Here is a 21,878-nt window from a genome sequence, read left to right as displayed (position 1 = left end):
GTTATTGTGTGCCACTGAAGCCGCCGGTCCCTCGCGGCGTCCGCTTCGCGGAACTCGTCATCCATGATCCATTCTTATCTGCTGTTCTTCTTTGCAGGGCTAGGTGCCTTCAATGGCCTGGTGCTTTCGTTGTATCTGCTCTGGCGACAACCCGTAACGCCCGCGCATCGGTGGCTGGCCGTACTGGTGTTGACGCTCAGCCTCCGCACCGGCAAGTCGGTGATGTTCTACTTCTGGCCAGAGATCTCCAAGCTCGTGCTGCAGGTGGGCTTGACCGCCTGTCTGCTCATCGGTCCCTGCCTGATTGGCTTCGTACGCGCCTGGGCCGATCCACAACGCCTGCACACCCGCAGCGACCCGGTCCTGGGCCTGGGCCTGCTGGGGCTGGCCGTCGGCTTCGGCCTGGCCTGGCCGTATCCGGACCACCCTGACCTGTGGGGCGGCCCGGTCTGGAAACTGATCCAGTACGCATGGCTGGGCTGCCTGCTGCTTGCGGGCGGCCTGTTCGTGCGTGCCACGCGGTGCGAGGTCGCCCACGTGCCTGCTGACGGCTTGACGAGCAGGCATGTCGCGGCCGTCATCGTGGGCGTCGCGGCGGTCTGGCTGGCCTATTACACCGCGGGGCTGACCTCGTACATTGTGGGCGCGCTGTCCTTCTCGGTGGTCCTGTACCTGAGCATCATTGTCATGCTCGCCCGGCGCAGGGCGGGCCGTGCACCGACTCCCTATCAGGACCGCAAGATCGCGGCCGACGAAGCAGCAGCTGCCCTGCAGTCGCTGCACCAGCTGATGGCCGAAGAGCACCTGTACCGGGACACCACTCTCACGCTGCCCAAGCTGGCGCGTCGGCTCGGTATGCCGGCGGCGCGCTTGTCGCAGCTGCTCAACGACAACCACCAGATCGCCTTCAAGCCGTACCTGGCCCAAGTGCGGGTCGAAGCTGCCAAGCGGTTGCTGAGCGCGCCCGGCGGTGGAGCGATGGAGCAGGTGGCCGAGGCCGTTGGCTTCGTGTCCATGTCCACCTTCTACAGCAGCTTCAGGAAGGTCGAGGGCACGACCCCGGCCGCATGGCGTCAGGCCGCCCAGCAGGCTTCGCAAGCCGGCTCCTGAAACGCGTTTCAGGATTCCGAAAACGCGTTGCAAGCTGTTGATGTACAGGGCGCTCGAGCAGAGTACGGGGCTTTCCCAAACCGGAGCCCCACATGGCCGCAAAGCTTCTCACCCGTGTGCCCTACGCTGCCTGCCTGAGGCGGGCGCTGACCTCAAAACTCGTGGCCCTGGCTTTCCTGGCGCTGATGCTCAGCGTGCCTGCGCAGGCCCAACCCGTGCCGGACGACCGCCAGGTTGCCGCTGTCATCCACGACTACCTGCAGGGAAGCTCGTACAACCGGACCGAGCAGTTGCAACGCGCGTTCCACCCCGATGCGCGCCTGTACCTCAGCCAGCCCAACAGTGGCATGCGTGAGGTGGGCATTGCCGAATACGCCAGCTGGTTCAGCAAGAACCCCGGCCAGTCCAACGGTCGCATTGGCCGGCTGATCAGCACACAGATCGAGGGCGACATCGCCACGGCCAAGGCCGAGGTTCTGGTCAGCCGGGATGGTGCCCGCTTCGTCGACCTGTTCCTGTTGAAGAAGCTGGCCGGGCAGTGGCAGGTAATCAGCAAGACCGCCACGCGCCACGCGGCGCCGGCTCACGGGCGCAAGGTGCTGCTGGTCGTCTCCAACGTGGGCACCATGCCTGGCACCCGGCTCAGCGCCGGCAACAGCTTTCCCGAACTGATCCAGGCCTACGCCACCTTCCGCGAGGCCGGCTACGGAGTGGAGTTCGTCAGCCCGGAAGGCGGCGCCGTGCCGTTGGCCTACATCGACACGCGTGATGCCGAGCACAAGCAATGGATCTACGACGCCGATTTCATGTGGGCGCTCGCCAGCACACATAGGCCGGAAGAGGTGAACGCGGGAGACTATGTCGCGCTGATGTACATCGGCGGCAGCGCGGCGATGTATGGCGTGGCAGAACACCCCGGCCTGCAGTCACTCGCCACGCGGGTCTATGAGCTGCAGGGCGGCATCCTGTCTGCCGTTTGCCACGGCAGTGCCGGGCTGGTGAACCTGACCCTGTCGGACGGCACGCCTCTGGTCAGCGGCAAGCGCGTCACGGGTTATCCGGATGCGTTCGAGGACACCAGCGCGGCGTACTACAAGACGTTTCCGTTCTCGATCGAGCAGCGCTTGCAGCAGCGCAAGGGCCAGTTCCGTTACGGTGCGCGCAACACCTCGTACGTGGAGGCCGATGGCCGACTTGTCACAGGCATGAACTGGCAATCCACGCGTGATGTGGTCAAGGCCGTCATCAGCCAGTTGGAGGGCGGACGACTGGAGTCACGAACTGACTCGGCGACCAGGCGTTAGGTTCGGGGCCTCAGAAGAAGGTCGGCCTCAGGAAAGGGATCAGGTTCATCTTCGATGATTGAAGCAAGGAAAATGTACTTGATCCCATTTCCTGGATCCTTTTTCTTGAGAGCCTGTCCCTCTCCGGCGCCGGATTGCGTTTACAGCCATTGCAACCCGTCGCTCAAAGGAGCATCGACAATGCTGCGCCTCTTCCTCACCTACCTGTTGCTTTCGCTCGCGCTGCACGCGGTGCCGGCATCGGCCGAGACCACCAACTGCACCACCATCGGCAGCCTGCCCATCACCATTACCACGCAGGGCGTGTACTGCCTCACTGGCAACCTGTCCACGAGCATCAGCGCCGGGGCGGCCATCACCATCAACACCAACAACGTCACCATCGATTGCAACGAGTGGAAGATCGGCGGCCTTGCCGCGGGCGCCGGTACCGGAGCCACCGGAATCTACGCCAATGCCAGGAACAACATCACGATCCGCAACTGCGGCATCCGCGGTTTCCGGCGCGGCGTCTGGTTTCCGGGATCCGCCGGCGGCTACCACCTGATCGAGAACAACCGCTTCGACAACAACACCAACTTCGGCATCCAGACCCGCGGCGACGGCACCACCATCCGCGGCAACCGCGTCTATGACACCGGCGGGACGACGATCGTGAACTATGCGTACGGGATCGATGCCTGGGACAACGCCGATATCATCGACAATGCGGTCTCCGGCGTGGTCGCCACCGCCGGCCAGAACGGCGGCGCGTTCGGCATCGTCTCCAGCAGCAACGAGGGGGGCGAGGTGTCGCGCAACCGCGTCTCAGGCCTCGTCGAGGACGGCTCCGGCACCAAGCGAGGGATCTGGGCCAACGGCGGGCGACCGGTGATCCGCTACAACGCCCTCATCGGCAACATCGCTCCGGACGCCAACGACTACGGCATCGTTTGCAACAGTAGCGCAGGGGTCGCGCGCGAGAACATCATCATCGGCTACGGCGCGCCGGCCACGACGATCGGCGGCTGCACCTCGGTCAGCAATACGATCAACCTCTAGCCAAGGCGGCCGCTATCGGGCGGCCCGGTCAGCGCCTGGCGCGGACGGGACCGCCCGTCCGCGCCGCCGCTGATCAGCCGTTCACCCGCTTGGCAATCGCCGCGCTCAGATCGCCCGGCGAGAAAGGGGTCAAAGTGAGTCACCCTGAGTCACCCCTGATTCTTCGGACACCACAAAGCGAGGACAATCCTCGCATGGCGGTGTTCGATGCAGAAGCGTCAACGGTTCACGGCGGAGTTCAAGCTCGAGGCGGTTCGACTGCTCAAGGCGGGCGATCGGCCAACGGCGGTCGTGGCGCGGGAGCTGGGGGGACGTCGGCGTCACCCTGAGGCCGGCCGGGTCGCGCTCGCGCTCGCGCATGTCCGTAGCGCACTAGTGGAGGGTGGCCGCTTGTATATTGACGGCGGCAACCCGCTTAGAGAGGTCACGCTTGGCGCGGCATAACAATTCATTCAAGCCGAAGCCGCTTCGCGGTTCGGCTTAGCTCAGGTGTTGGGCGTCACTCAGTACCGTCTTGTTCATCCAGGGTTTCTTGCCTCGCCATTGTCGAATTCGTACGAGTCCGATCGTCTAAGCCTAGAGGGACTTCCTCGGCGACACAGCGGAGCAACTTATGCCAGTACTCAAGCGACTTCAGTGGTCGGTAGACATTGCCGCGCCAGCATCCCAGGTCTACCAGATGCTGGTCGGACCAGAGAGCTACAAGGAGTGGACGTCCGCCTTCGGTGAAGGCCTGTACTTCGAAGGCTCGTGGCAGAAGGGCCAACGAATTCGCTTTCTGACTCCGGACGGGCACGGCGTGATCTCGGAGATCGCTGAGAACCGACCTAACGAGTTCATCTCGATCCGACATCTCGGCTACATCGACGACGATGGCGTTGAAGACACGAGCAGCGAAGCCATCCGTGCGTGGGCGCCAGCGTACGAGAACTACACTTTCACGACAACGCCGCAGGGAACGAAGCTCACTGTGGACCAAGACATCACGGATGATTTCGAGAGCATGCCGGAAGCTTGGCCGAAAGCACTTGGAAAGTTGAAGGCGTTGTGCGAGAACCGCGCGCAGTGACGCCTAACAACTCATCCAAGCCGACGCCGCTTCGCGGCGCGGCTTAACTCGAGCGTTAGGCCGCATCATGAACGCGAGGTTCTCATGCATCAGAGTGAAATCAAGCTCAACTTCGTTCCGATTACGTCGGACGCAATCAAAGAAACTGAGGGATGGTTCGACGATCCGGATACACAGCGCTTTCTCGGAGGGCGCGAATGGGTCCGCCGCATCCCGGCGCTCCTGCAAGATTCACCAGGAGCGGAGTTTCGAGGCCGTAGAGTACTGGCTCGTTACGCATGGGTTGTTTATGCGACAGGACGCTCCGTCGGGATTGTAGATGTCGAGCGATATGATGATAGAACAGCGGGGATCGCTTTGGCGGTTGCCCCGGCTATGCGAGGGAAAGGTATTGGGAGGCGAATTCTCTCCAGCTTGGAGACTTTGGACGAGTTGGCGGAGGTAGAGACTTTCATCGGAGCCGTGGAACCGGAGAATGAAGCTGCACGGCGATGCATGAGAAGCGCACGGTTCGAGGTGGCGGAGCGAGTAGATGAAGAAGGGATGCTGCGGATCTCACGTAGTGTGGCTTGGAAAACCGGGGGCAGTTGAAGCGGCTGGCAGCGGGTTCGAGATTCGACGCTATTCCAGCGCTGGCAGGACATCCACGACCTCGACGCCCTGCATGTGGCCGAGCAAGGTATCGAACCACGGCTTGTGCGACACGCCTGCTATCGACAGCACGCGCGCACCCGGGCGTTCGCGGAACGTGGCACCGATGTTGGCGACCATACGCAGGTTGCGCAGGTCCCAGCCGGCGACGTACTGGCGGCCGAATCGCTGCGCGGAACCCTCCTTCTGCGCCGCACCGAAATCGCATGCCACTGTGGCGCGCTGGTATTCCGCGCCGTTGATGTGGCGGTAGAGCGCCAGCAGGTCCCCGCTCTCGCGCAACGCGTCCGCAAGCTCGCGTGACGGCGCGCATTGCTCTCGCGCGCCATCCCATGCTCCGCGGATCGCCTTGGCGAAACCGTCCATATCGTCGATCCGCAGGGCGTCGCCGGTGTGGTCATCGACCGGAAACACGCGCTGCAGGCCCAATCGCACCGCCAACGTCGCGCCGATGCGGGTGTTCTCGTTGAGGGAACTGGCGCGCTTGCGCAGGGCCTCCACCAGAGCGACGTCGAGTCCGTCGCCGGCGACGCGTTCGGCGACGGGCAGGTGCCACCATTGCACCAACGCCGATGTCGGGTCGCCGGCGGCCAGCATCGCTGCGGCGAGCTGGCGGCGCTGTACGGGCGAAGGCGCGTCCGGCCACGATGCCAGCAACCTGTCGACCTCGGCGATCGCGGCGGGCACGTCCATGCCGGTGGCGGCCATCGCCGCGGCGGTGTCGGGGCAGAACCTGTCGAGGTTCTCCGGATCCGAATCGTAGGTCGCCGGATGGCGCGCCATCAGGTCGCAGGTTTCGCCGGGCATCGCCTCGATCGTGATGATCTGCGGACGGAAAGAGACCAGCCGCTGCAGCAGCGGTTCGAGCGCCGATGCATCGAAGCGTTCGGGTCCATCCTGCGCCAGGTGCACCGAGCCCAGCACCATCACCCGGGTGGGCGCGCCCGACAGACCCTCGTCCAGTGTCGACAGGTCGACCTGCGCCATCGCGGTACCGGTGAGCGCCAGCCACGCCGTAGCCGTCATGCGGAGCAAGCGGCGAAGCGGCCTCGCCGCCCGTGCCGTCGACGAGAGTGCGATAGCAGGAGCCGTGGGGAATCGCTGGCGAGCATTCATGTCGGTATGCATGTCGAGGAATGGGTAGTTGCGATGTTGACCGCCTGCGGATGGACCGGCACCTGTCGATGGTCACGGCCGCGCGTGACGTCTGGCAAACAACTCCGCCGCCTATCCGGGGTATTTCCCTACAGCGCGTCGACCTGGGTCACCGGCCGATCGCGCTGTTGCTGGATACTGCTGGCGTCCTCGCCGAAAGTGCATAGGTTGGGGTTCGCTGCGCTCACCCCAACCTATGGGCCCTGCTTTGCGCGAGTTTCGCCCTCATTCACGCGTAGTACGAGCAGGGCGCGCAGGTCATCGGTCTCTGCGCTAGGATCGTCCAGTACGGCGGGCCGCTCGATCAGACCACGTTCGACCAGCAGATCCATCACGTCCCAGATAAATTCGTGCGCTGCGATCACCAGCGCTTGCTTCCGGTCCACGCCCTCGATCGAGGTGAGGACCTCTGCCATCTCACCGTCTCGATCCAATGCGTTGGCCAGCACCGTGGCGATGCCCAGTGCAGGAGCGTGCAAGGGGTCGTCGTCGCGCACGTGTATCACCGGAATCTGCATGCCACTGTCGTCGATCAGGGTCCAGGTGCGGCCGGACACGTCGATCACTGGCGCGATTTTCTGCCCCGTGGCCAGCCGTTGTAATGCATCGGGCAGTCCCAGGGACGTATCGAGACTGCGCAATGCACGCCCGGTCGGACGCGTCCAGTTGAGGATCAGGGTGGCCTGGCCGGCACGATGCTCGTTTACACCGGCCACGTTTCCGCGTGATGGGTACAACGCCCAGAGGGCGCCGCGCCAAAGCGGATACTCCACACTCAACTCGGTAGACGGCAGCGCGCCGCGCTCACGTAGGCGTTCCCACAGTACGCCGTCTACGGCATGACCGAATACAACCGCATACTCGCTGCGCGATAGTCCCTCGTCGTGCAGTCTGGCGCGGATCGCCGCCACGTGCGGCTCGATGTCCGGCAGTACCGCCTCGGCCAGCTGACGCAAGCGTGGACGCAGGCTGTCGAGCTGCTCCGGACCGATCACAGGAAAGGCCGTTCTCAGTACATCGTCATCGACCTCAAGCGCGTGCATCAACTGCAGTAGCGCGATCTGGCTATCCGTCACCGCGATGCCCTCGCGTGCGAGTTCGTCCCTCGTCACGCCAGAACGGGCGCGATGGAGGATCGTGCCGTTGTTATCCATCGTGATCGCTGAGTGGGGCGTGCGCACGGCGGTGATGCAGAAGCAGTGCAACGACCATTCCGCCAGATTACTGGGCGCAGAATCGTCAGGTTCGGTAGCCAGGGCCGATGTGGCTCCTGCGATGCCGAGGATCCAGCCCATCCAACACGCTGCATGCTTGACCATCATTCAAATGCCTCCGTGGTGTTCGTCGGGTGGTTTGACATCCTCCCGGTGTTGAGTAGTACGGCGATCTACGTCGTGCGGCGACTCAATCGAGTCGTCGCCAGACCGAAATCGGGATGCCACCCTGCGCACGCGGCGATACCTGTGCGATTCAACCGCCGTGCCTACAACATGTCTCGATTGAGATAGGTCGCTTTCTCGAACTCCGCGACATTCGTGGCGATTCGATGGACAGTCGGGAACATGTCAACCAGTTCGCTGACTATCCTCTTCGAGAGATCTGCCCGCTGCTCGATGGTTCGTCCCTGCATGATGTACGAGAACACGTGGATGAAGTCTTCCTTTCCTCCGCCGACGGCGTAGACCAGGAAAGGATTGACCCGGACCTTGATATCCGGCTCATCGAACAATCCCGTGGAGTTCACGGCGTGATGCAGTCGTGCAAGGATCTCTTCCTCGCTGCGCTGTCGCAGTATTCCCTGCGAGCAATCAATCACGAAGTGCGGCATGTCGTCTCTCGTCTCCTGGTTCTGGGGAAAGGCGGTTTACGTCGCGCGGCGACTCAATCGAGTCGTCGCCAGACCGAAATCGGGATGCTACCGTCCGCCCGTGGCGGTACCTGGTAGCTCAGTTCCCTGCCTTCCAGCTTGTACTGACGTCGTTGCACGGTGCCTTCCCAATTGGGGAAGGATGAGCCCTCGATCGAAAAGACAAGCCGTCCCGCCTTCTCATCGATCGTGACTGTGCCGTAGTGGGTGCTGCTGCCCATCACTGCGGACTTGAATTCATCGGTGCTGCCGTCAGCCTTGCTATCGGCGGCGAAACGCAGGCGCTCGGATTTGAGTATCTGCAACGAGTATCGGCCCTGGGTGTCGACGATCAGCCTGCCCCTGGGCTGCTCGCCATAGTCTCGTGCCAGTGCGCCACCGGGCAGGATCTTGTCCGCGGCCACCAGGGTCCAGGTACCGTGCAGCGGGAATTCATGGGCCGGCTCAGGCATGTCGCGCGTGGCCAGCCCGGCCAGCATCGCGAGCATCACACCGCTCAGTCGTTTCATCGTAGGGCTCCTTTGGCAACGGGTATCGAAGCCCAGCCTAGATCGCTTGAATGATCATGAAAATGCATCTATAGATATATCTGTCATTTCAGATTCGAATCTTTCCGAATGAAGGCGATGGATGTCGATGCGGTCAAGGCCTTCGTGCTGGCCGCCGACCTGCAAAGCTTCACCCGCGCGGCCGACGTGCTGGGAACCACCCAGTCCGCGGTCAGCCTCAAGCTGCGCCGGCTGGAAGACCAGCTGGGCCGGCGCCTGCTGGAACGCACGCCTCGGCATGTGCGTCTGTCCGTCGAAGGGCTGGCATTTCTCGGGGTGGCACGCGAACTGGTTTCGACCCATGACCGCGCGGCCGCCGCGTTCGAGGTCGAGCGGCGCCGGCTGGCGATCGGCATCAGTCATTTGCTGGTCGGCGGCGAATTGCCGTCGCTGTTGCGGCGGATGCGGGACCACGATCCGGGCCTGCTGGTCGAGATGCGCGTGGCCGGCACGCGCGAGCTGATGCAGGCCTACGAACAGGGCGAGCTCGATGCGGTGCTGGCGCTGCGTCCGGAGGACCGCCGCAAGCAGGGCAGGGCCGCTTTCGTCGAGGCTTTTTCCTGGTTCGCGGCCGTCGGCTGGGAGCCCCATGCCAACCAACCCCTGCCGTTGGCAACGCAAGGCGAGTCGTGTCGCATCAGAGCGGTAGCGGTTCGTGCGCTCGACAGGGCCGGAATCGAATGGAGCGAGGTTTTCGTTGGCAAAGGTGCCGCGATCCTCGGCGCGGCTGCGGCCGGGGGATTGGCCGTGGCCGTGTTGGCGCAACGCGCCGCGCCATCCGGCACGATCGATATCGGCGAAGGTCTGTCCTTGCCGCCGATCCCCCCGCAGGATGTGATGCTCTACACCGCACTCAGTGACCGTCGATCGCGTGAAGCGCTTCGTGTGCTCACGCTGGCGTTCCGGTGAGCGAACGTCAGGATCACGTCGGTTGGGGGATCGCGGACACTTCGCAAGTTGGGAAGTGCATTCTGACCTTTGTTCTTGTCTTGTTGTTTTGGGTAAGAGCCGGGCTGGGCGGTCGAAGTTGTTGTCGCTCGACTGCATTCGTTCCCGTTTTGACGGCGCCGGTCTTGTAACATCCAACCCTGATTCAACCCGGGTGCGCTCCGCCGTGAACAGGTCAATGAAAGCCTTGCTTCTGGTTCTGCTCGCCATCATCGTGCCGGCGCATGCGGGCGTCATCCGCACCGATGTCCCCGAAAGTCCCGAGTCCACGAAGATCCATCTGATCTACCTGCATGGGCGAATCATCGAGAACGCCGGGCTCCGCCCCACCGATCCGCGTTTCGGACGCTATGACTATCCCGCCGTGCTGGAGGCGCTTTCATCCCGCGACGCCGTGATCATTTCGGCGCAGCGGCCGCCATCAACGGACATGAACGCCTATGCCGGCGTCGTCGTCTCCCAGGTCGAAGCCTTGATCGATCGCGGCGTTCCGCCCGGGAACATCGTTGTCGTTGGCTTCTCCAAGGGCGGGGGCATCGCGAAGCGCGTTTCCAGTTTCCTGCGGCGGCCCGAGGTCCGCTTCGTGCTGCTCGCTGCGTGCCCCGGAGGGCCCGTCGCGCCGAACATCCGCCTGACCGGTCGCGTCCTTTCCGTGCATGAGGCAAGCGACACCCTGGCGGGGAGCTGCGAATCGCTTGCCCGGCAGGCTGAGCAGCCTCGGTCCTTCGAGGAGATCGAGATCTCGACCGGCAAGTTGCATGGTGCGTTCTACATGCCGCTCCCCGTATGGGTCGACCCGGTGCTGGATTGGGTGCATGGGCCGGCGGCTGAGGGTCAGCAAAGGGCCAGCAAAGGGGGCAGAGGCAATCAAGTACGAGATCATGAGTAAACCTCATCGCCCAACCTCTTATGAAAGCGCCTCCGGGAAACGCGGCGAGCCCGAGACACCGATGCACGGCGAGGCCTGGGTCGGAGCGCACAAGAGGCTGCGGCGACTGATACGCCAAGGCCACGACGTCGATGCCCTCGACGACACCGGCGAGTCGCCGCTGCACGGCGCCGCGTCGCACGGCAACGCGACGGCCCTGCGCGTGCTGTTGCGGGCGGGCGCCGATCCCAACATGCATGCCACCGATACGGGCATGACGCCACTGCACTGGGCCTGCGGCTGGGGCGGCCTTGCTGCGGTGCGCGCTCTGGTGAGGCACGGTGCGGACGTCGATGCGAAGGATCACAAGGACCGGACGCCCGAACAGGTCGCTCTGGAGCATGGGAAGACTGGAGTTGCCGAATGGTTGCGGCAGCGGTGCTTGCAGGCGGCGTCCGTGCGTTGAATCCGATCGCGGCTCGCGCCGTTCCTGGACGAAAACTCGGGTCAGAGTAGACTTCCTCGGTTGAGGGCAATAAGGGAATATCGGTGTCAGAGACACTTCCTCAGGAACTCACTCAGCGATGGGACTAAAGAAAGAAAGGTCAGGCTCATTCTTCGCCAATGACATAGGACGTCAGTTCACGTGACCAATCCCTACCGTGCGCCCACCGCTCAAGCCACAGAGCGTCATCGTTCTGCGAAGCCGGGAATTGCAGTCTTGCTTGTCAGTCTCTGCTTGGCCGGGATCACCGCCTTGATCCTGACCGTCGTGGTGCCGAACTTCCGGGATGTGTTGGCGAGCTTTGGTGCGGAACTGCCCTGGCTGAGTCGGGCCGTGATGGACGGGTATCTGGTCGCATGGCTGCTCCCTGCATGCGTCGCGGTCGCATGGTTCCGGTGGCCGAACCCGCGCCAGCGTCGTATCGCCGCCCTTGTGATCGGACTGATCAGCTTGCTCGTGGTGTTGCCCATGTGTCTTCTAGCGCTGTACCTGCCAATTTTCAGTCTGGCGACCGCTTTATGATGGCCTTGGGCGAAACGCATGAGTGAGTCGATGAAGCGAAACCTGCCGTTGCTTATTTCCTTTGCGGTCTTTATCGCTTCCTTGTTTTTGCCGGCGCTGCATGGCAGAGGCAGCTCTATCGATGGCCTTGTTCTGCTGTTTTTTGGCTGGACGCAAGCCGTTGATGCCCTGTGCTTTGCCTGGCTTGCAAATCTGGCGATCGCTGCAGGTGCAATCTTCTACTTGCTTCGTCAGTTCATGGTTGCGCTCTGGTCCTCGGTCATCGCAATGGTCATCGGCCTTGACACGTTCAGGGCAACTGTTTTTCCGTCGGACGCGGGAGGCATGAATGTCCAGATCGACGCCATTGGATCCGCGTTCTATGTATGGGAGCTCAGCTTTGCGATTCTGGCAGCCACTTCCATTTACATGGTGCTGAAGGAGCGGAAGAAGGGGGCGAACTGACTCTTCGAAGAAAACTCGGGTCAGAGCAGACTTCCTCAGTTGAGGACGATCAAGTCGGGTCAGTTGCGTGGTCACGGGCACCTCGCAAAGCGGAAAGTGCACTCTGAGTTCCCCCCGATTTCGAGAAGAGTCCTCGCAAGCTGCCGCCGGTGCCTTCGCGGATCCGGGTTTTCCGCGGCCACGCACATCGATCTACGGGAAGCGCCGGCACGCCTGGGTGCACCTGCCGGACGGCATCGACTGCCACGATTGACGAGGCCTGCTCGTCGTCTGCGGCAATGAAGATGTCGGAGACGAACCCGGGACGACGACGCGCGGCCGCCGGGGCTATGTCCCTACTTCTCCTTGGGCGTCGCCCGTGGACCTATCGGAATCATGATGTGCGCGTACGGGGTGTTCTTGAACATCACGTACGGGACGCCCGCGTTGGGGTCGTTGGTCATGTCCTTGAGCATGGTCTCCGCGTTCGGAACGATCACCATGACGTGCGGGCCCTCGGTCACCCAGGGTTCGCCCGGGTCCTGGGTAGTGTCGAACGGGTCGTCGTTATTGACCGGTGCGTCGCCGGCGAACATGTAGGAAACCCCGACGCGGGTGGGGTTCGGGGCTTTCCTGGCTGCGAACGCCTGCATGAACTCCATCCATGCCGGGTCATTGCACATCGGGAAATCCATGCCCGGTCCCATGCTCGGCATGCAGGTCCAGCCGTTCGATCCTTCCCGCAGCACCGTGCCGTCGTGCTCCATGATCTTCGCTCCGGCGGTGATCTGTGCCGGTCCCGCGCTCATCGCGCGCGCGATCCGGGCTTCCGCAGCATCCTTGTCGCTTGCCAGCGCGGCGGACGAAAGAACCAGCGCCGCGCACGAAAAAGCAATCATCTGAACCGACGTTCTTTTCATGACGAGTCTCCGAACAAGAATTGCGTTCACCCCGGGAAACGCAATCCGTGCGACATTCAGGACTTCGTCTCGCAAGTCATTGATTTAATGCGGCCTGAGCCGTGGGGCGGGTAGAACAAAAGGCGGCTTTCAGCAGCTGAACGGCCGATCAGCCCGTCACTCTGCCAGTACGCAAAAATGGGGGCCTGGTTCTAAGGTTTCCCCACATGTTCATGCTGCCAACACCATCTGGTCGAGAACCGCTGGAGGCAGTATTTGTAAGCTGATGCCGCTTGACAGCACGGCCAAACCCCGTACACCGGACACCATGATCAATCGTCTCGCTTCATGCAGTTGTGGAAAGCTCACCGTCCGCGCGCGCGGCGAGCCGGTCCGTATCTCGATCTGCCATTGCCTGGCGTGCCAGAAGCGCACCGGCAGTGTGTTCGGCGCGCAGGCCCGGTTCCCCGAGGATGCGGTGACCATCGACGGCCCGAGCACGGAGTACACGCGCATCGGCGACGAAGGCGGTTCGGCCCGGTTCCACTTCTGCCCGGCGTGCGGTTCCACCGTGTTCTATCGGCTGGATGCGGTGCCCGGCATGGTCGCGATTCCGGTCGGTGCCTTCGCGGATCCGGAGTTCCCCCAGCCGCGCATATCGATCTATGGGGAGCGCCGGCATGCCTGGGTGCACCTGCCCGACGGCATCGAGTGCCATGATTGACGTGGCCTGCCCGTCATCTGGCGACGCCCGCATGATGAGGATGCAAGGTGCGGAGTAGAGTGATCGAGCCAGCTGTCCAAGGTCGTCGCCCGAAAGCGCACTCTGTCCCTGTTCTGGTAGAGAACCAGCCGTGAACGAAGAAGAATCCCTCCTCGCTGCCATCCACGAGGACGTGGAGCTGCACTCGTACGACGCTTCCTGGCCTCAGGCATTTGAAGTCGAGCGGGACCGCCTCCTGTTCCTGTTCCCGGGCATCTTCATGGACATCCAGCACATCGGAAGCACTGCGGTTCCGGGCCTCATCGCCAAGCCGGTCATCGACATTCTTGCCGGCGTCCAGTCCATCACGGTCGCCGAACGACTCGCGCCGTCGTTGTGCCGATCGGGCTACGCCACTTCCACAGAGTTCAACGAGTCCTTGTCGGATCGCAAGTGGTTCATGCGCTGGGCAAACGGGCGTCGAACGCATCATCTTCATCTCGTCGTCCATGACGGTCCCGTCTGGCACAAGCGGCTGAAGTTCCGCGATGCGTTGCGGTCTGATCCAGAGCTGGCCGCAAAGTATGCCGCGCTTAAGACCCGGCTCGCCGCGACGCATCCCAGGGATCGGGAGGCATACACTGATGCCAAGGCAGAGTTTGTCGGCGCCATCGTGCGCGAGGCCTGAGCCCTCCATTGAGGGGGCGTCCGACAAAAGGAGACGGAGGCAATTAACCAGGTAAGACCCGACCGCGGAAGGATGTAGGGTTTGTCGCTTAATGGCACCTCGAATAACGCCGCTTTTCGTTGCCTGACAATGGTTCGACCTGCGGCGAGCCGTTCGCCTTATCGCACGGGGCGTCTTCAATGATGTCGTGAAGCGATGTTCGACCTCCAGGCCGCCTTTCGGCGGCCGTTGGCCTTCATGCAGGCACAGCTGTAGCCTCGCCAGCCGCATCAGGTTGTGCCCGGCCACCTTCAAGCCAATCACCACCTTCGCGCGCTTCAGACCGATCGTGCGTAGGCATTTGTCGCCTTGCGGCGCCCTTTACGATGCCTTTACTGCCTTTACGATGACCTGGGCGATGTGCCTCTGGGAATAACCTGCATCATGCAGGGCGGCGATCTGGTAGCGTTGCTCCAGGGTCAGGTGCCGATAGTTCATGTGCAACTCCACTTACCGGTGAAGCGGCACAGATTACGGTGCCTGGCCCGCTTAAGTTCAAGGAAATTGCACTTCGAGGTTTAATCAAACCACCATCTAAAGCTACAGGAACAGCACGATGTACGATCAGCGCGCCAGAAGCTTCACAGGGATAACTGCATTCAAGAAGGACTATGCCGTAATAACCGCGGTGGATGACGAGCTTGCGGACCAGAACGTAGATCATTCGATAGTTTTCCGCTACGCCAATGACACATGGGGGAAAAAGACTCTCGAAGGCGCGACACGGGGCTCAATAGTCCTAGAGGAAGGGGCGCGAATTTTCAACATGGGCGTTGACGGGAGGATATTCATTCTGAACCTTCCCGGCGTATCCGAGGAGCATGTGGATACTTCTGATGATGGCCCCAGCAACCTATTGGCGCTGAGAGTTGCGCGACGCATCGGTGATGAGGTCTATGTGGCAGGCATGGGTAGACATGTGTACAAAAGAGCCCAAGAAGGCGTGTGGCTCCAGGTCGACAGCGGCGTATTCTTGGAGAAAGAAAGTCGCACTCACGCCATAGGCTTCAACGCTATCGATGGATTTTCTGCAGGCGACATTTACTGCGCGGGATATGCGGGAGAAATCTGGCACTTCGACGGGAATGGCTGGATCCAAAAACAGAGTCCGAGCAATGTAGTGCTCAATTGCATTCTGTGCGCGGGGGATGGCCTGGTATATGCCTGCGGAATGGCTGGCACCATCATCCGTGGTCGCGGCGATGCATGGGAAGCAATCACTCAAGATGTCACCACAAGTGATTTCTGGGGCATGACTTCTTTCAATGGAAAACTATACCTTTCAAGCTATGAAGGTCTATTTAAAGTCACAGGCGACCTTGTCGAACAGGTGGATCCAGGTATCGAAGTAAGCACCGCATACCTTGACGCTGCTGACGGGCGCATTTGGTCGGTTGGTCTGCAAGACATTGCATACAGTGATGACGCTGTGAACTGGGTCCAGGTTGCGAATCCGTAGAGAGAAGGGGGCGGGGCAATTAACCAGGTAAGACCCAAGCGCGGAAGTTGTTGGGCTCGTCGCTTAGTTCCCTCCGTCCCTTTCTCTGGATCTTGTTCGCATCCGCGATCGCATATATGGCATCACTTCGAGGATCGTCAGGGCAGCGAGTAGCGGCCCTCACCCCAACCCCTCTCCCGTGAACGGGAGAGGGGCTTTAAGGCCGACGAGCTCCTGAGCCCCTCTCCCGCTTGCGGGAGAGGGGTTGGGGTGAGGGCCAGGCTTTTGAAAACAGGCGTCAGAGTCGAGTTTTGATATCGGCTCACAGTTCGTCCCCCGAGACCAATAAAAACGGAGACCCAGATGCACCAGGACGAAATCAAGGAGTTGTTCGACCAGCAGGCGGCGAACTACGACACGCAGTGGGCGAAGACGGCGCCGATCCGGGACTGCCTGCACCTGTTGCTGGACGCGCTGTTCGCCGGGCTGCCGGACGAGGCGCGGGTCCTGTGCGTCGGCGTGGGCACGGGGGCGGAGCTGGCCTACATGGCGCGCAAGCATCCCGGCTGGCGGTTCACCGCGGTGGAGCCCTCGGGGCGCATGCTCGAGGTCTGCCGACAACGGGCGGAGGCGGAGGGGTTCGTCTCGCGTTGTCACTTCCACGAGGGCTACCTCGGCTCACTCACGGGCGCCGGGCTGCACGATGCTGCGACCTGCTTCCTGGTGTCGCAGTTCATCCTCGACCCGCCGGCGCGTGCCGCGTTCTTTGGCGAGATTGCGAGTGCGCTCACGCCGCGGGGCCTGCTCGCCAGCACCGACCTGGCGTCCGACATCGCTTCGCCCGAGTACGAGGTCCTGCTCCACGCCTGGCTGGCGATGATGGCGTCGGCGGACATCACGCCCGAGGCCATCGAGCGCATGCGCCAGGCCTACGCCAGAGACGTGGGCGTGCTGCCGCCGGGACGCATCGCATCGATCATCGAGTCGGCCGGCTTCGAGCCGCCCGTGCCGTTCTTCCAGGCCGGCCTGATACATGGCTGGGTGTCGAAGCGCGCGAAGACGCCGGGGGTCTGACGAAGGGAGTCAGGTTCTTTTTCACAGCGACTGCGATGCCTTGGCCTGCGTCCGAGCGCTAGAATGCACCGCCCGTCATGGGCTGACACAGGAGATGTGCCATGAAACGCCACGACGACAACCAGGCGTCCTTTTGAGGTCACGAGCAAGCGCCGCAAGGGGTTCCCATCCGAAACCCGGGTGAAGAAGGGCCGCAGATTTTGTCCATGGCGACAAGGAGCTGTGCGAGAAGCTCGGTCGCAACGATCCCTGCCCATGCGGTTCGGGCAAGCGCTTCAAGCGGTGCTGTCTAACCGTCGGCAGCTTTTGACGGGGTCAACCGCCATGACTATTCCCGCTAGCTGATCTGCCAGTCGTCCACAGAACGGAACGACGACGCCCGGCCATGGGGCCGGGCGTTTGCAATTGTGAGTTGTGTTGACCAGTCCCCGGCTACCGGAAGTCACTTCGTCCCACCATCGCAACCGCTAATGCTGGTCCAGGTAACGGATCTGCGTCGCGCCACCACTTTGCAGGATCAAGCCGGCACGGATCTCCGGCAGCAGCACGGCGACCGGATGGGTCGTGTTCGCCTTGTATCGCCAGGCTTCCCCGCCTTGCAGGTCGACCAGTTCGATCCTGCCTCGCGTGGATTCGTTGCCGGCCAGCACCAGCCACGGTTCGCCCGGCGTGTACGACGCCCAGTGCACGGTCTGCAGGCTGAGTGGGAAGATACGTTCGCGCCGCCAGTCCTGCGTTTTCAACTGCACGACCTCGGCCTGTCCACTCGCCGGGCAGCGCCAGCAGCAGCTCGCCGCTACGCGTGTCCCATACCTTGGGCATGCCGTCCGGGTCGAGGTCCATCACGGTGCTGCCGATCGAGCTGGTCAGCACGATGCCGTCTTCCGCGCCGAAGGCGATGTTTTCGATGCGGACCGAATGCGCGTCGCGCGTGATGCGCGAACACGCGGCGATTGAAGTCGATGAAGTTCTGGACGAACTCCGGATCGATGCGTGTGTCCCGCGATGCGATGTACCACCATGACAGCGTCCGCAGCGCACACGGCGCCAGCACCGCCGCCGCCCAGGTTCCCCTCGATCTTGCGCGCATCTCTGTCCCCTGATGGCGGCTGTGGAAACTGTAGAAATGAAGTCAGGTCTTCTCCGCTGACTGAGACGATGGCCTGACGATTGCGGGATCAGTATGCCTGCACACTTTCCCTCTACTCGGGCGCGAGTTCCCTCAACCAGATGTTGCGGAAGCGGACGGGGTTGCCGTGATCCTGCAGTGAAAGCGGCAAACGCGGCGGGTGGGCTGCATAGGGCGGGCGCTGCTTGTGCGCGGTCGGGCCTGTCAGGGCGACGTTGTCCTGCACCAGCACGCCGTTGTGGAACACCGTCATGCGCGCGGGTTGTTGCAGCCGCCCATCGGTATCGAAGCGGGGCGCGCGGAACACGATGTCGTACCGCTGCCACTCGCCCGGTGGCCGGTTGGCGTTGACCAGTGGAGGGTATTGCCCGTAGATCGCGCCCGCCTGTCCGTCCGGATAGGTGGTGTTCCGGTACGAGTCGAGGACCTGCACTTCGTACCGTCCCATCAGGAAGACCCCGCTGTTTCCCCGGTCCTGCCCCTGCCCTTGCGCGGGCTCGGGCGCCGCCCATTCGATATGAAGCTGGACATCGCCGAACTCCTGGGATGAGGCGATGGCTCCGGAGCCTGGTGCTACTTCGAAATAGCCATCCTTGACTTTCCAGCGTGCCGGGCTGCCATCGGCCGAGCGCCAGTGGGAGAGGTCGCTGCCATCGAACAGGACCACTGCATCCGCAGGTGCGGGGACAGGTGCCGCGGCCGGGCCAGGGTCGACGATGGCGGGTTGGGGACGGTCGGTTGAATGTATCGGCCAGCGCTCCGTCGATTGTCCGGGAATGTCGTTCGCGGGCATCGGATATGCGGTCGAACATCCGATGAGTGCGCCGGCACCGACAATGCCGGCAATCGAGGCGACGACCATGCCCGCTGACCGGCGATGTTCCTTGTTCTTCGACATGGATGCTTTTTTCGAGTTCATGGGGCGTTCTACCATCGGGAAAAGGGGCAGGTCACGTGCATGATGACCGGATGTAAACTGACGACCGTGGATTACGGAGGAGCGGACATGGCCATCACTCCCGAACAACTGGATCAACTGGGCAAGTTCGAGCGCCTGCAACTGGTCGAGGATCTGTGGGACCGGTTCGCCGCCGAGGCCACGCCCGAGACCGATCCGGCCGTGCTTGACGAACTGGAACGCCGTGCGAAATGGCGCGACGCCCATCCCGCACAGGGCAAGTCCTTGGCGCAGATCGCCTCAGGTCTCGGCATTCGCCTGTGATCCGGCGGGTTGTCTTCGAAGCGCCGGCTCAGGCGGAGATCGTCGCGGCCTTCGAGTGGTACGAGCAGCGCTCGTACGGACTGGGTGGTGACTTCCTGCGCGCTGTGGCTGCCGCCGAGGAGCATCTGGCACGTTCGGCTGAAAGCTATCCTGCTGTCCGGGGCCGTTTCCGGCGTGTCCTGTTACGCCGCTTTCCCTATGCCCTCCATTTCGAGATTCTGGATGGGGAACAGGTTTCCGTGCTGGCCTGTCTGCATCACAGGCGAAGTCCGGAACGCTGGCCGGAAGGGTGAATTCGCCATTGGGGCTGGGGTGAGGGCAGGTTTTACGCGCTGCCGCCGATCCAGCTGCCCTGCACGGTGACGTTCTCATCCAGCACCACCAGGTCGGCGCGGTAGCCGGCGGCAATCCGGCCGAGCTCATGGCCGAGGCCGAGGAACTCGGCGGGGTACTGCGAGGCCATGCGGCAGGCTTCGTCGAGCGGCAGGCCGAGTCGCTGCACGGAGTTGCGGACGGCGCTGGCCATGTCGAGGGCGGAGCCGGCGAGGGTGCCGCTGGCGGTGCTGCACAGGCCGTCGCGGCAGGTCATGGTTTCGCCGTAGAGCTCGAAGTCCTCGCGCTCGCCGCCGACCGGGGGCATGGCGTCGGTGACCAGGATCATCTTCCCGCGCGGGCGGGCGGCGATGGCGACGCGCAGGCTGGCGTCGTGGACGTGGTGGCCGTCGACGATCAGGCCGCACCATACGTCTTCATTGTCGAGCGCGGCGCCGACGCCGCCCGGCTCGCGGCTGTTCATCGGCGTCATCGCGTTGAACAGGTGGGTGACGCCGCGGATGCCGGCGTCGAAACCGGCGCGCATCGTGTCGTAGTCGGCGGCGGTGTGGCCGGCGCTGAGGATCACCCCGCGTGCGGCCAGCGCGCGCAGGGTGTCGGCGTCGAAACGCTCGGGGGCGACGGTCAGCAAGGTCTTGCCGTTGCCCAGCGAGGCGACCAGGTCGAGTTCGTCCTCGCCCGGAGTGTGGAACTTGCCCGGATCGTGCACGCCCTTGCGCGCTTCGGCCAGGTACGGGCCTTCGAGGTGGATGCCGAGCACGCCGGGCACGCCCTGCTCGATCGCCCCGCGCACCGCGGCGATGGCGTTGCGCATCACCTCGACGTCATCGCTGATCAGGGTCGGCAGCAGGCCGGTGGTGCCGTATTTGCGGTGGGCCTCGGCGATGCGGCGCACGCCGTCGACCGTGGTGGCGTCGTTCAAAAGCACGTCGCCGCCGCCATTGACCTGGGTGTCGATGAAGCCGGGCACGAGGTGTTGGCCTTGCAGGTCGACGACCTCGGCCGATGCCGGCGGCGGGCCGGGCACGACGGCGACGATATGGCCGTCCTCGACGATCACGCACAGGCCGGTCTCGAAGCCGCGCTCGGTGAGGACGTGTCCGTTGTGGAAGGCGAGGGCGGGCATCGTCGCGATTCTCCCCCTCCCCCGCGTGCGGGGGAGGGCTGGGGTGGGGGCGAGCGGAGCGGCGATGCCGCGATCCGCGATGGGATGGTCGGCGCTTTGCCCCATCCCGGCCTTCCCCCGCAGGCGGGGAAGGGATCACAAGCTCAGATCGTCTCGGTGACTTTGTTGAGGTGCGGCGGCAGGTCGGGGTTGTGGCCGCGGGCGACGGCCAGCGCGTTCACCGCCTTGTAGAACGATTGCACGGTCAGCAGCGGGGTCACCGCCGGGTGCGAAGCGGCGGCCAGCGGCAGCAAACCCTCGCCGGCGTCCTGCCCCGGCGCGGCCAGCCACACCGGCGCACCGCGCTGACGGAATTCGTCGGCGACCGCGGCGGTGCCAGCGCCGGTGTCGTCGTCCTGGGCGAAGGCCAGCACCGGGAAGCCCGGGCCGACGATCGCCATCGGGCCGTGCCTGACCTCTGCCGACGAGAACGCCTCGGCGTGCAGGCCGCTGGTCTCCTTGAACTTGAGCGCGGCTTCCTGCGCGGCGCCGAGACCGAGCCCGCGAGCGAGCACGAACAGGTTGCGTGCATCCTTCAAACCTTCGACGACGGCCGACCAGTCCTGCGCCCAGGCCTGGCGCAGCGCTTCGGGCAGGCCGCGTTCGGCGGCGAGCAGGGCTTCATCGCCGCTCCAGCGCGCGGTCAGCTGCAGCAGTGCGGCCAGCGAGCACAGGTAGCTCTTGGTCGCGGCGACGCTGCGCTCGGGACCGGCGTGCAGCGGTACCACGGTGTCGGCGAGTTCCGCCAGCGGCGAGTCGGCGACGTTGACCAGGGCGACCACGTGGGCGCCGGCGGCCTTGGCGATCTCGGCATTGCGCAGCAGGTCCGGGCTCTTGCCCGACTGCGAGATGACGACGAACAGCGCGCCCTCCATCTGCGGCTTGATCGCGTAGACCGAACCGACCGACGGCGAGGCCGAGGCGGTGACCAGCCCCAGCGTGGTCTCGAACAGGTACTTGCCGTAGGTCGCGGCGTGGTCGGAACTGCCGCGCGCGCAGGTGACGATGAAACGCGGCGGGTCGGCGCGCAGGCGTTCGGCGAGGGCGTCGAGCACCGCGGCATTGGCGGCGAACTGGCGCGCGACCGCGTCGGCAGCCTCGGCCGCCTCGGCGAACATCAGGGTGTCTTCGGCGCGCAGCGGCCGGGCGGACAGAGCGGTCGGGTCGACGGCGGCGT

At 63.5% G+C, this 21,878-nt stretch carries 29 protein-coding genes; 19 read left to right on the top strand and 10 right to left on the bottom strand.

The genetic code is table 11. The features are described from left to right. Positions 1-63 precede the first annotated feature (63 nt). The 6 genes from FKV23_RS16340 (at position 64) to FKV23_RS17885 (ending at position 5,115) form a co-directional block, all read left to right on the top strand. Positions 64-1,110: an AraC family transcriptional regulator gene (locus FKV23_RS16340; protein ID WP_141624816.1), complete on the top strand. Its 1,047-nt coding sequence runs from the start codon at positions 64-66 to the stop codon at positions 1,108-1,110. A 92-nt stretch (positions 1,111-1,202) separates the two neighbouring features. Continuing rightward, on the top strand, positions 1,203-2,414 hold the full coding sequence (locus tag FKV23_RS16335) for a nuclear transport factor 2 family protein (RefSeq protein ID WP_141624815.1): 1,212 nt from the start codon (positions 1,203-1,205) through the stop codon (positions 2,412-2,414). Positions 2,415-2,594: 180 nt separating this feature from the next. Further along, positions 2,595-3,455 carry a right-handed parallel beta-helix repeat-containing protein gene (locus FKV23_RS16330; RefSeq protein ID WP_141624814.1) on the top strand — a complete coding sequence of 287 codons (861 nt, stop codon included), beginning with the start codon at positions 2,595-2,597 and terminating at the stop codon, positions 3,453-3,455. Between the two features lie 207 nt (positions 3,456-3,662). Further along, positions 3,663-3,899, top strand: a complete 237-nt coding sequence (locus tag FKV23_RS17890; RefSeq protein WP_141624813.1) for a transposase — start codon at positions 3,663-3,665, stop codon at positions 3,897-3,899. Between the two features lie 169 nt (positions 3,900-4,068). Continuing rightward, entirely contained in the window at positions 4,069-4,524 is a 456-nt protein-coding gene (locus FKV23_RS16320) for an SRPBCC family protein (RefSeq protein WP_141624812.1), read from the top strand. Positions 4,525-4,608: 84 nt separating this feature from the next. Continuing rightward, complete coding sequence (locus FKV23_RS17885) at positions 4,609-5,115, top strand: GNAT family N-acetyltransferase (protein ID WP_141624811.1); 507 nt, start codon at positions 4,609-4,611, stop codon at positions 5,113-5,115. Positions 5,116-5,145: 30 nt separating this feature from the next. Here the strand turns inward: FKV23_RS17885 and FKV23_RS16310 are convergent, their stop codons facing one another. The 4 genes from FKV23_RS16310 to FKV23_RS16295 form a co-directional block, all read right to left on the bottom strand. After that, positions 5,146-6,201 (bottom strand): DUF5694 domain-containing protein, encoded by a 1,056-nt coding sequence (locus tag FKV23_RS16310; protein ID WP_141624810.1) that lies wholly within the window; start codon positions 6,199-6,201, stop codon positions 5,146-5,148. Between the two features lie 323 nt (positions 6,202-6,524). After that, a complete protein-coding gene (locus FKV23_RS16305; protein ID WP_141624809.1) occupies positions 6,525-7,652 on the bottom strand; it encodes a hypothetical protein in 1,128 nt (375 codons plus the stop codon). Between the two features lie 161 nt (positions 7,653-7,813). After that, complete coding sequence (locus FKV23_RS16300; RefSeq protein ID WP_141624808.1) at positions 7,814-8,158, bottom strand: 5-carboxymethyl-2-hydroxymuconate Delta-isomerase; 345 nt, start codon at positions 8,156-8,158, stop codon at positions 7,814-7,816. 53 nt (positions 8,159-8,211) lie between these two features. Further along, a complete protein-coding gene (locus tag FKV23_RS16295) occupies positions 8,212-8,706 on the bottom strand; it encodes a lipocalin-like domain-containing protein (RefSeq protein WP_141624807.1) in 495 nt (164 codons plus the stop codon). A gap of 108 nt (positions 8,707-8,814) precedes the next feature. Between FKV23_RS16295 and FKV23_RS16290 the strand changes: the two genes are divergently transcribed. From FKV23_RS16290 to FKV23_RS16270, 5 genes are all read left to right on the top strand, one after another. Then, positions 8,815-9,654, top strand: coding sequence for a LysR family transcriptional regulator (locus FKV23_RS16290; protein WP_141624806.1), 840 nt, complete (start codon positions 8,815-8,817; stop codon positions 9,652-9,654). A 217-nt stretch (positions 9,655-9,871) separates the two neighbouring features. Further along, positions 9,872-10,582 carry an alpha/beta hydrolase gene (locus FKV23_RS16285; protein ID WP_208543194.1) on the top strand — a complete coding sequence of 237 codons (711 nt, stop codon included), beginning with the start codon at positions 9,872-9,874 and terminating at the stop codon, positions 10,580-10,582. 61 nt (positions 10,583-10,643) lie between these two features. After that, positions 10,644-11,027 carry an ankyrin repeat domain-containing protein gene (locus tag FKV23_RS16280; protein WP_167285341.1) on the top strand — a complete coding sequence of 128 codons (384 nt, stop codon included), beginning with the start codon at positions 10,644-10,646 and terminating at the stop codon, positions 11,025-11,027. Positions 11,028-11,207: 180 nt separating this feature from the next. Continuing rightward, the gene (locus FKV23_RS16275; protein ID WP_141624804.1) at positions 11,208-11,588 is read left to right on the top strand and encodes a hypothetical protein; all 381 of its coding nucleotides are present in this window, start codon (positions 11,208-11,210) and stop codon (positions 11,586-11,588) included. Positions 11,589-11,606: 18 nt separating this feature from the next. Continuing rightward, positions 11,607-12,032 (top strand): hypothetical protein, encoded by a 426-nt coding sequence (locus FKV23_RS16270; RefSeq protein ID WP_167285340.1) that lies wholly within the window; start codon positions 11,607-11,609, stop codon positions 12,030-12,032. Between the two features lie 335 nt (positions 12,033-12,367). Here FKV23_RS16270 and FKV23_RS16265 read toward each other — a convergent pair whose 3' ends face one another. Next, on the bottom strand, positions 12,368-12,961 hold the full coding sequence (locus FKV23_RS16265; protein WP_208543193.1) for a hypothetical protein: 594 nt from the start codon (positions 12,959-12,961) through the stop codon (positions 12,368-12,370). A gap of 277 nt (positions 12,962-13,238) precedes the next feature. On the opposite strand from FKV23_RS16265, the gene FKV23_RS16260 reads away from it, so the two are divergent. Further along, on the top strand, positions 13,239-13,634 hold the full coding sequence (locus FKV23_RS16260; RefSeq protein ID WP_141624802.1) for a GFA family protein: 396 nt from the start codon (positions 13,239-13,241) through the stop codon (positions 13,632-13,634). 130 nt (positions 13,635-13,764) lie between these two features. Continuing rightward, positions 13,765-14,301, top strand: coding sequence for a GrpB family protein (locus FKV23_RS16255; RefSeq protein WP_141624801.1), 537 nt, complete (start codon positions 13,765-13,767; stop codon positions 14,299-14,301). Between the two features lie 360 nt (positions 14,302-14,661). On the opposite strand, the gene FKV23_RS16245 is transcribed toward FKV23_RS16255, so the two are convergent. Then, a complete protein-coding gene (locus FKV23_RS16245) occupies positions 14,662-14,778 on the bottom strand; it encodes a helix-turn-helix domain-containing protein (RefSeq protein WP_141624800.1) in 117 nt (38 codons plus the stop codon). Positions 14,779-14,896: 118 nt separating this feature from the next. Between FKV23_RS16245 and FKV23_RS16240 the strand changes: the two genes are divergently transcribed. The 3 genes from FKV23_RS16240 (at position 14,897) to FKV23_RS17880 (ending at position 17,162) form a co-directional block, all read left to right on the top strand. Further along, on the top strand, positions 14,897-15,799 hold the full coding sequence (locus tag FKV23_RS16240; RefSeq protein ID WP_141624799.1) for a hypothetical protein: 903 nt from the start codon (positions 14,897-14,899) through the stop codon (positions 15,797-15,799). 342 nt (positions 15,800-16,141) lie between these two features. Further along, entirely contained in the window at positions 16,142-16,852 is a 711-nt protein-coding gene (locus FKV23_RS16235; protein WP_141624798.1) for a class I SAM-dependent methyltransferase, read from the top strand. A gap of 220 nt (positions 16,853-17,072) precedes the next feature. Then, on the top strand, positions 17,073-17,162 hold the full coding sequence (locus tag FKV23_RS17880) for an SEC-C metal-binding domain-containing protein (RefSeq protein ID WP_208543303.1): 90 nt from the start codon (positions 17,073-17,075) through the stop codon (positions 17,160-17,162). A gap of 157 nt (positions 17,163-17,319) precedes the next feature. On the opposite strand, the gene FKV23_RS16225 is transcribed toward FKV23_RS17880, so the two are convergent. Beyond that, complete coding sequence (locus tag FKV23_RS16225) at positions 17,320-17,601, bottom strand: hypothetical protein (RefSeq protein WP_141624797.1); 282 nt, start codon at positions 17,599-17,601, stop codon at positions 17,320-17,322. A 53-nt stretch (positions 17,602-17,654) separates the two neighbouring features. Between FKV23_RS16225 and FKV23_RS16220 the strand changes: the two genes are divergently transcribed. After that, positions 17,655-17,876 (top strand): hypothetical protein, encoded by a 222-nt coding sequence (locus FKV23_RS16220; RefSeq protein WP_141624796.1) that lies wholly within the window; start codon positions 17,655-17,657, stop codon positions 17,874-17,876. A 178-nt stretch (positions 17,877-18,054) separates the two neighbouring features. Here the strand turns inward: FKV23_RS16220 and FKV23_RS16215 are convergent, their stop codons facing one another. After that, positions 18,055-18,900 (bottom strand): 3-keto-disaccharide hydrolase, encoded by an 846-nt coding sequence (locus FKV23_RS16215; RefSeq protein WP_208543192.1) that lies wholly within the window; start codon positions 18,898-18,900, stop codon positions 18,055-18,057. 87 nt (positions 18,901-18,987) lie between these two features. Here FKV23_RS16215 and FKV23_RS16210 point away from each other — a divergent pair, with 87 nt between their 5' ends. After that, positions 18,988-19,203: an addiction module protein gene (locus tag FKV23_RS16210; protein ID WP_141624795.1), complete on the top strand. Its 216-nt coding sequence runs from the start codon at positions 18,988-18,990 to the stop codon at positions 19,201-19,203. Then, positions 19,200-19,496, top strand: a complete 297-nt coding sequence (locus tag FKV23_RS16205; RefSeq protein WP_167285339.1) for a type II toxin-antitoxin system RelE/ParE family toxin — start codon at positions 19,200-19,202, stop codon at positions 19,494-19,496. Before FKV23_RS16210 ends, FKV23_RS16205 begins: the two co-directional genes overlap by 4 nt. Before the next feature lie 32 nt (positions 19,497-19,528). Here the strand turns inward: FKV23_RS16205 and nagA are convergent, their stop codons facing one another. Both nagA and FKV23_RS16195 read right to left on the bottom strand, forming a co-directional pair. Continuing rightward, entirely contained in the window at positions 19,529-20,662 is a 1,134-nt protein-coding gene (gene nagA, locus FKV23_RS16200) for an N-acetylglucosamine-6-phosphate deacetylase (RefSeq protein ID WP_141624793.1), read from the bottom strand. Between the two features lie 143 nt (positions 20,663-20,805). Beyond that, positions 20,806-21,819 (bottom strand): SIS domain-containing protein, encoded by a 1,014-nt coding sequence (locus FKV23_RS16195; RefSeq protein WP_141625254.1) that lies wholly within the window; start codon positions 21,817-21,819, stop codon positions 20,806-20,808. Positions 21,820-21,878: the final 59 nt, after the last annotated feature.

This window comes from Lysobacter alkalisoli, assembly GCF_006547045.1.
GTDB classification, from domain to species: domain Bacteria; phylum Pseudomonadota; class Gammaproteobacteria; order Xanthomonadales; family Xanthomonadaceae; genus Marilutibacter; species Marilutibacter alkalisoli.
The sequence above is the reverse complement of the archived record's forward strand: the minus strand, read 5'-3'. Positions and strand labels throughout refer to the sequence as shown.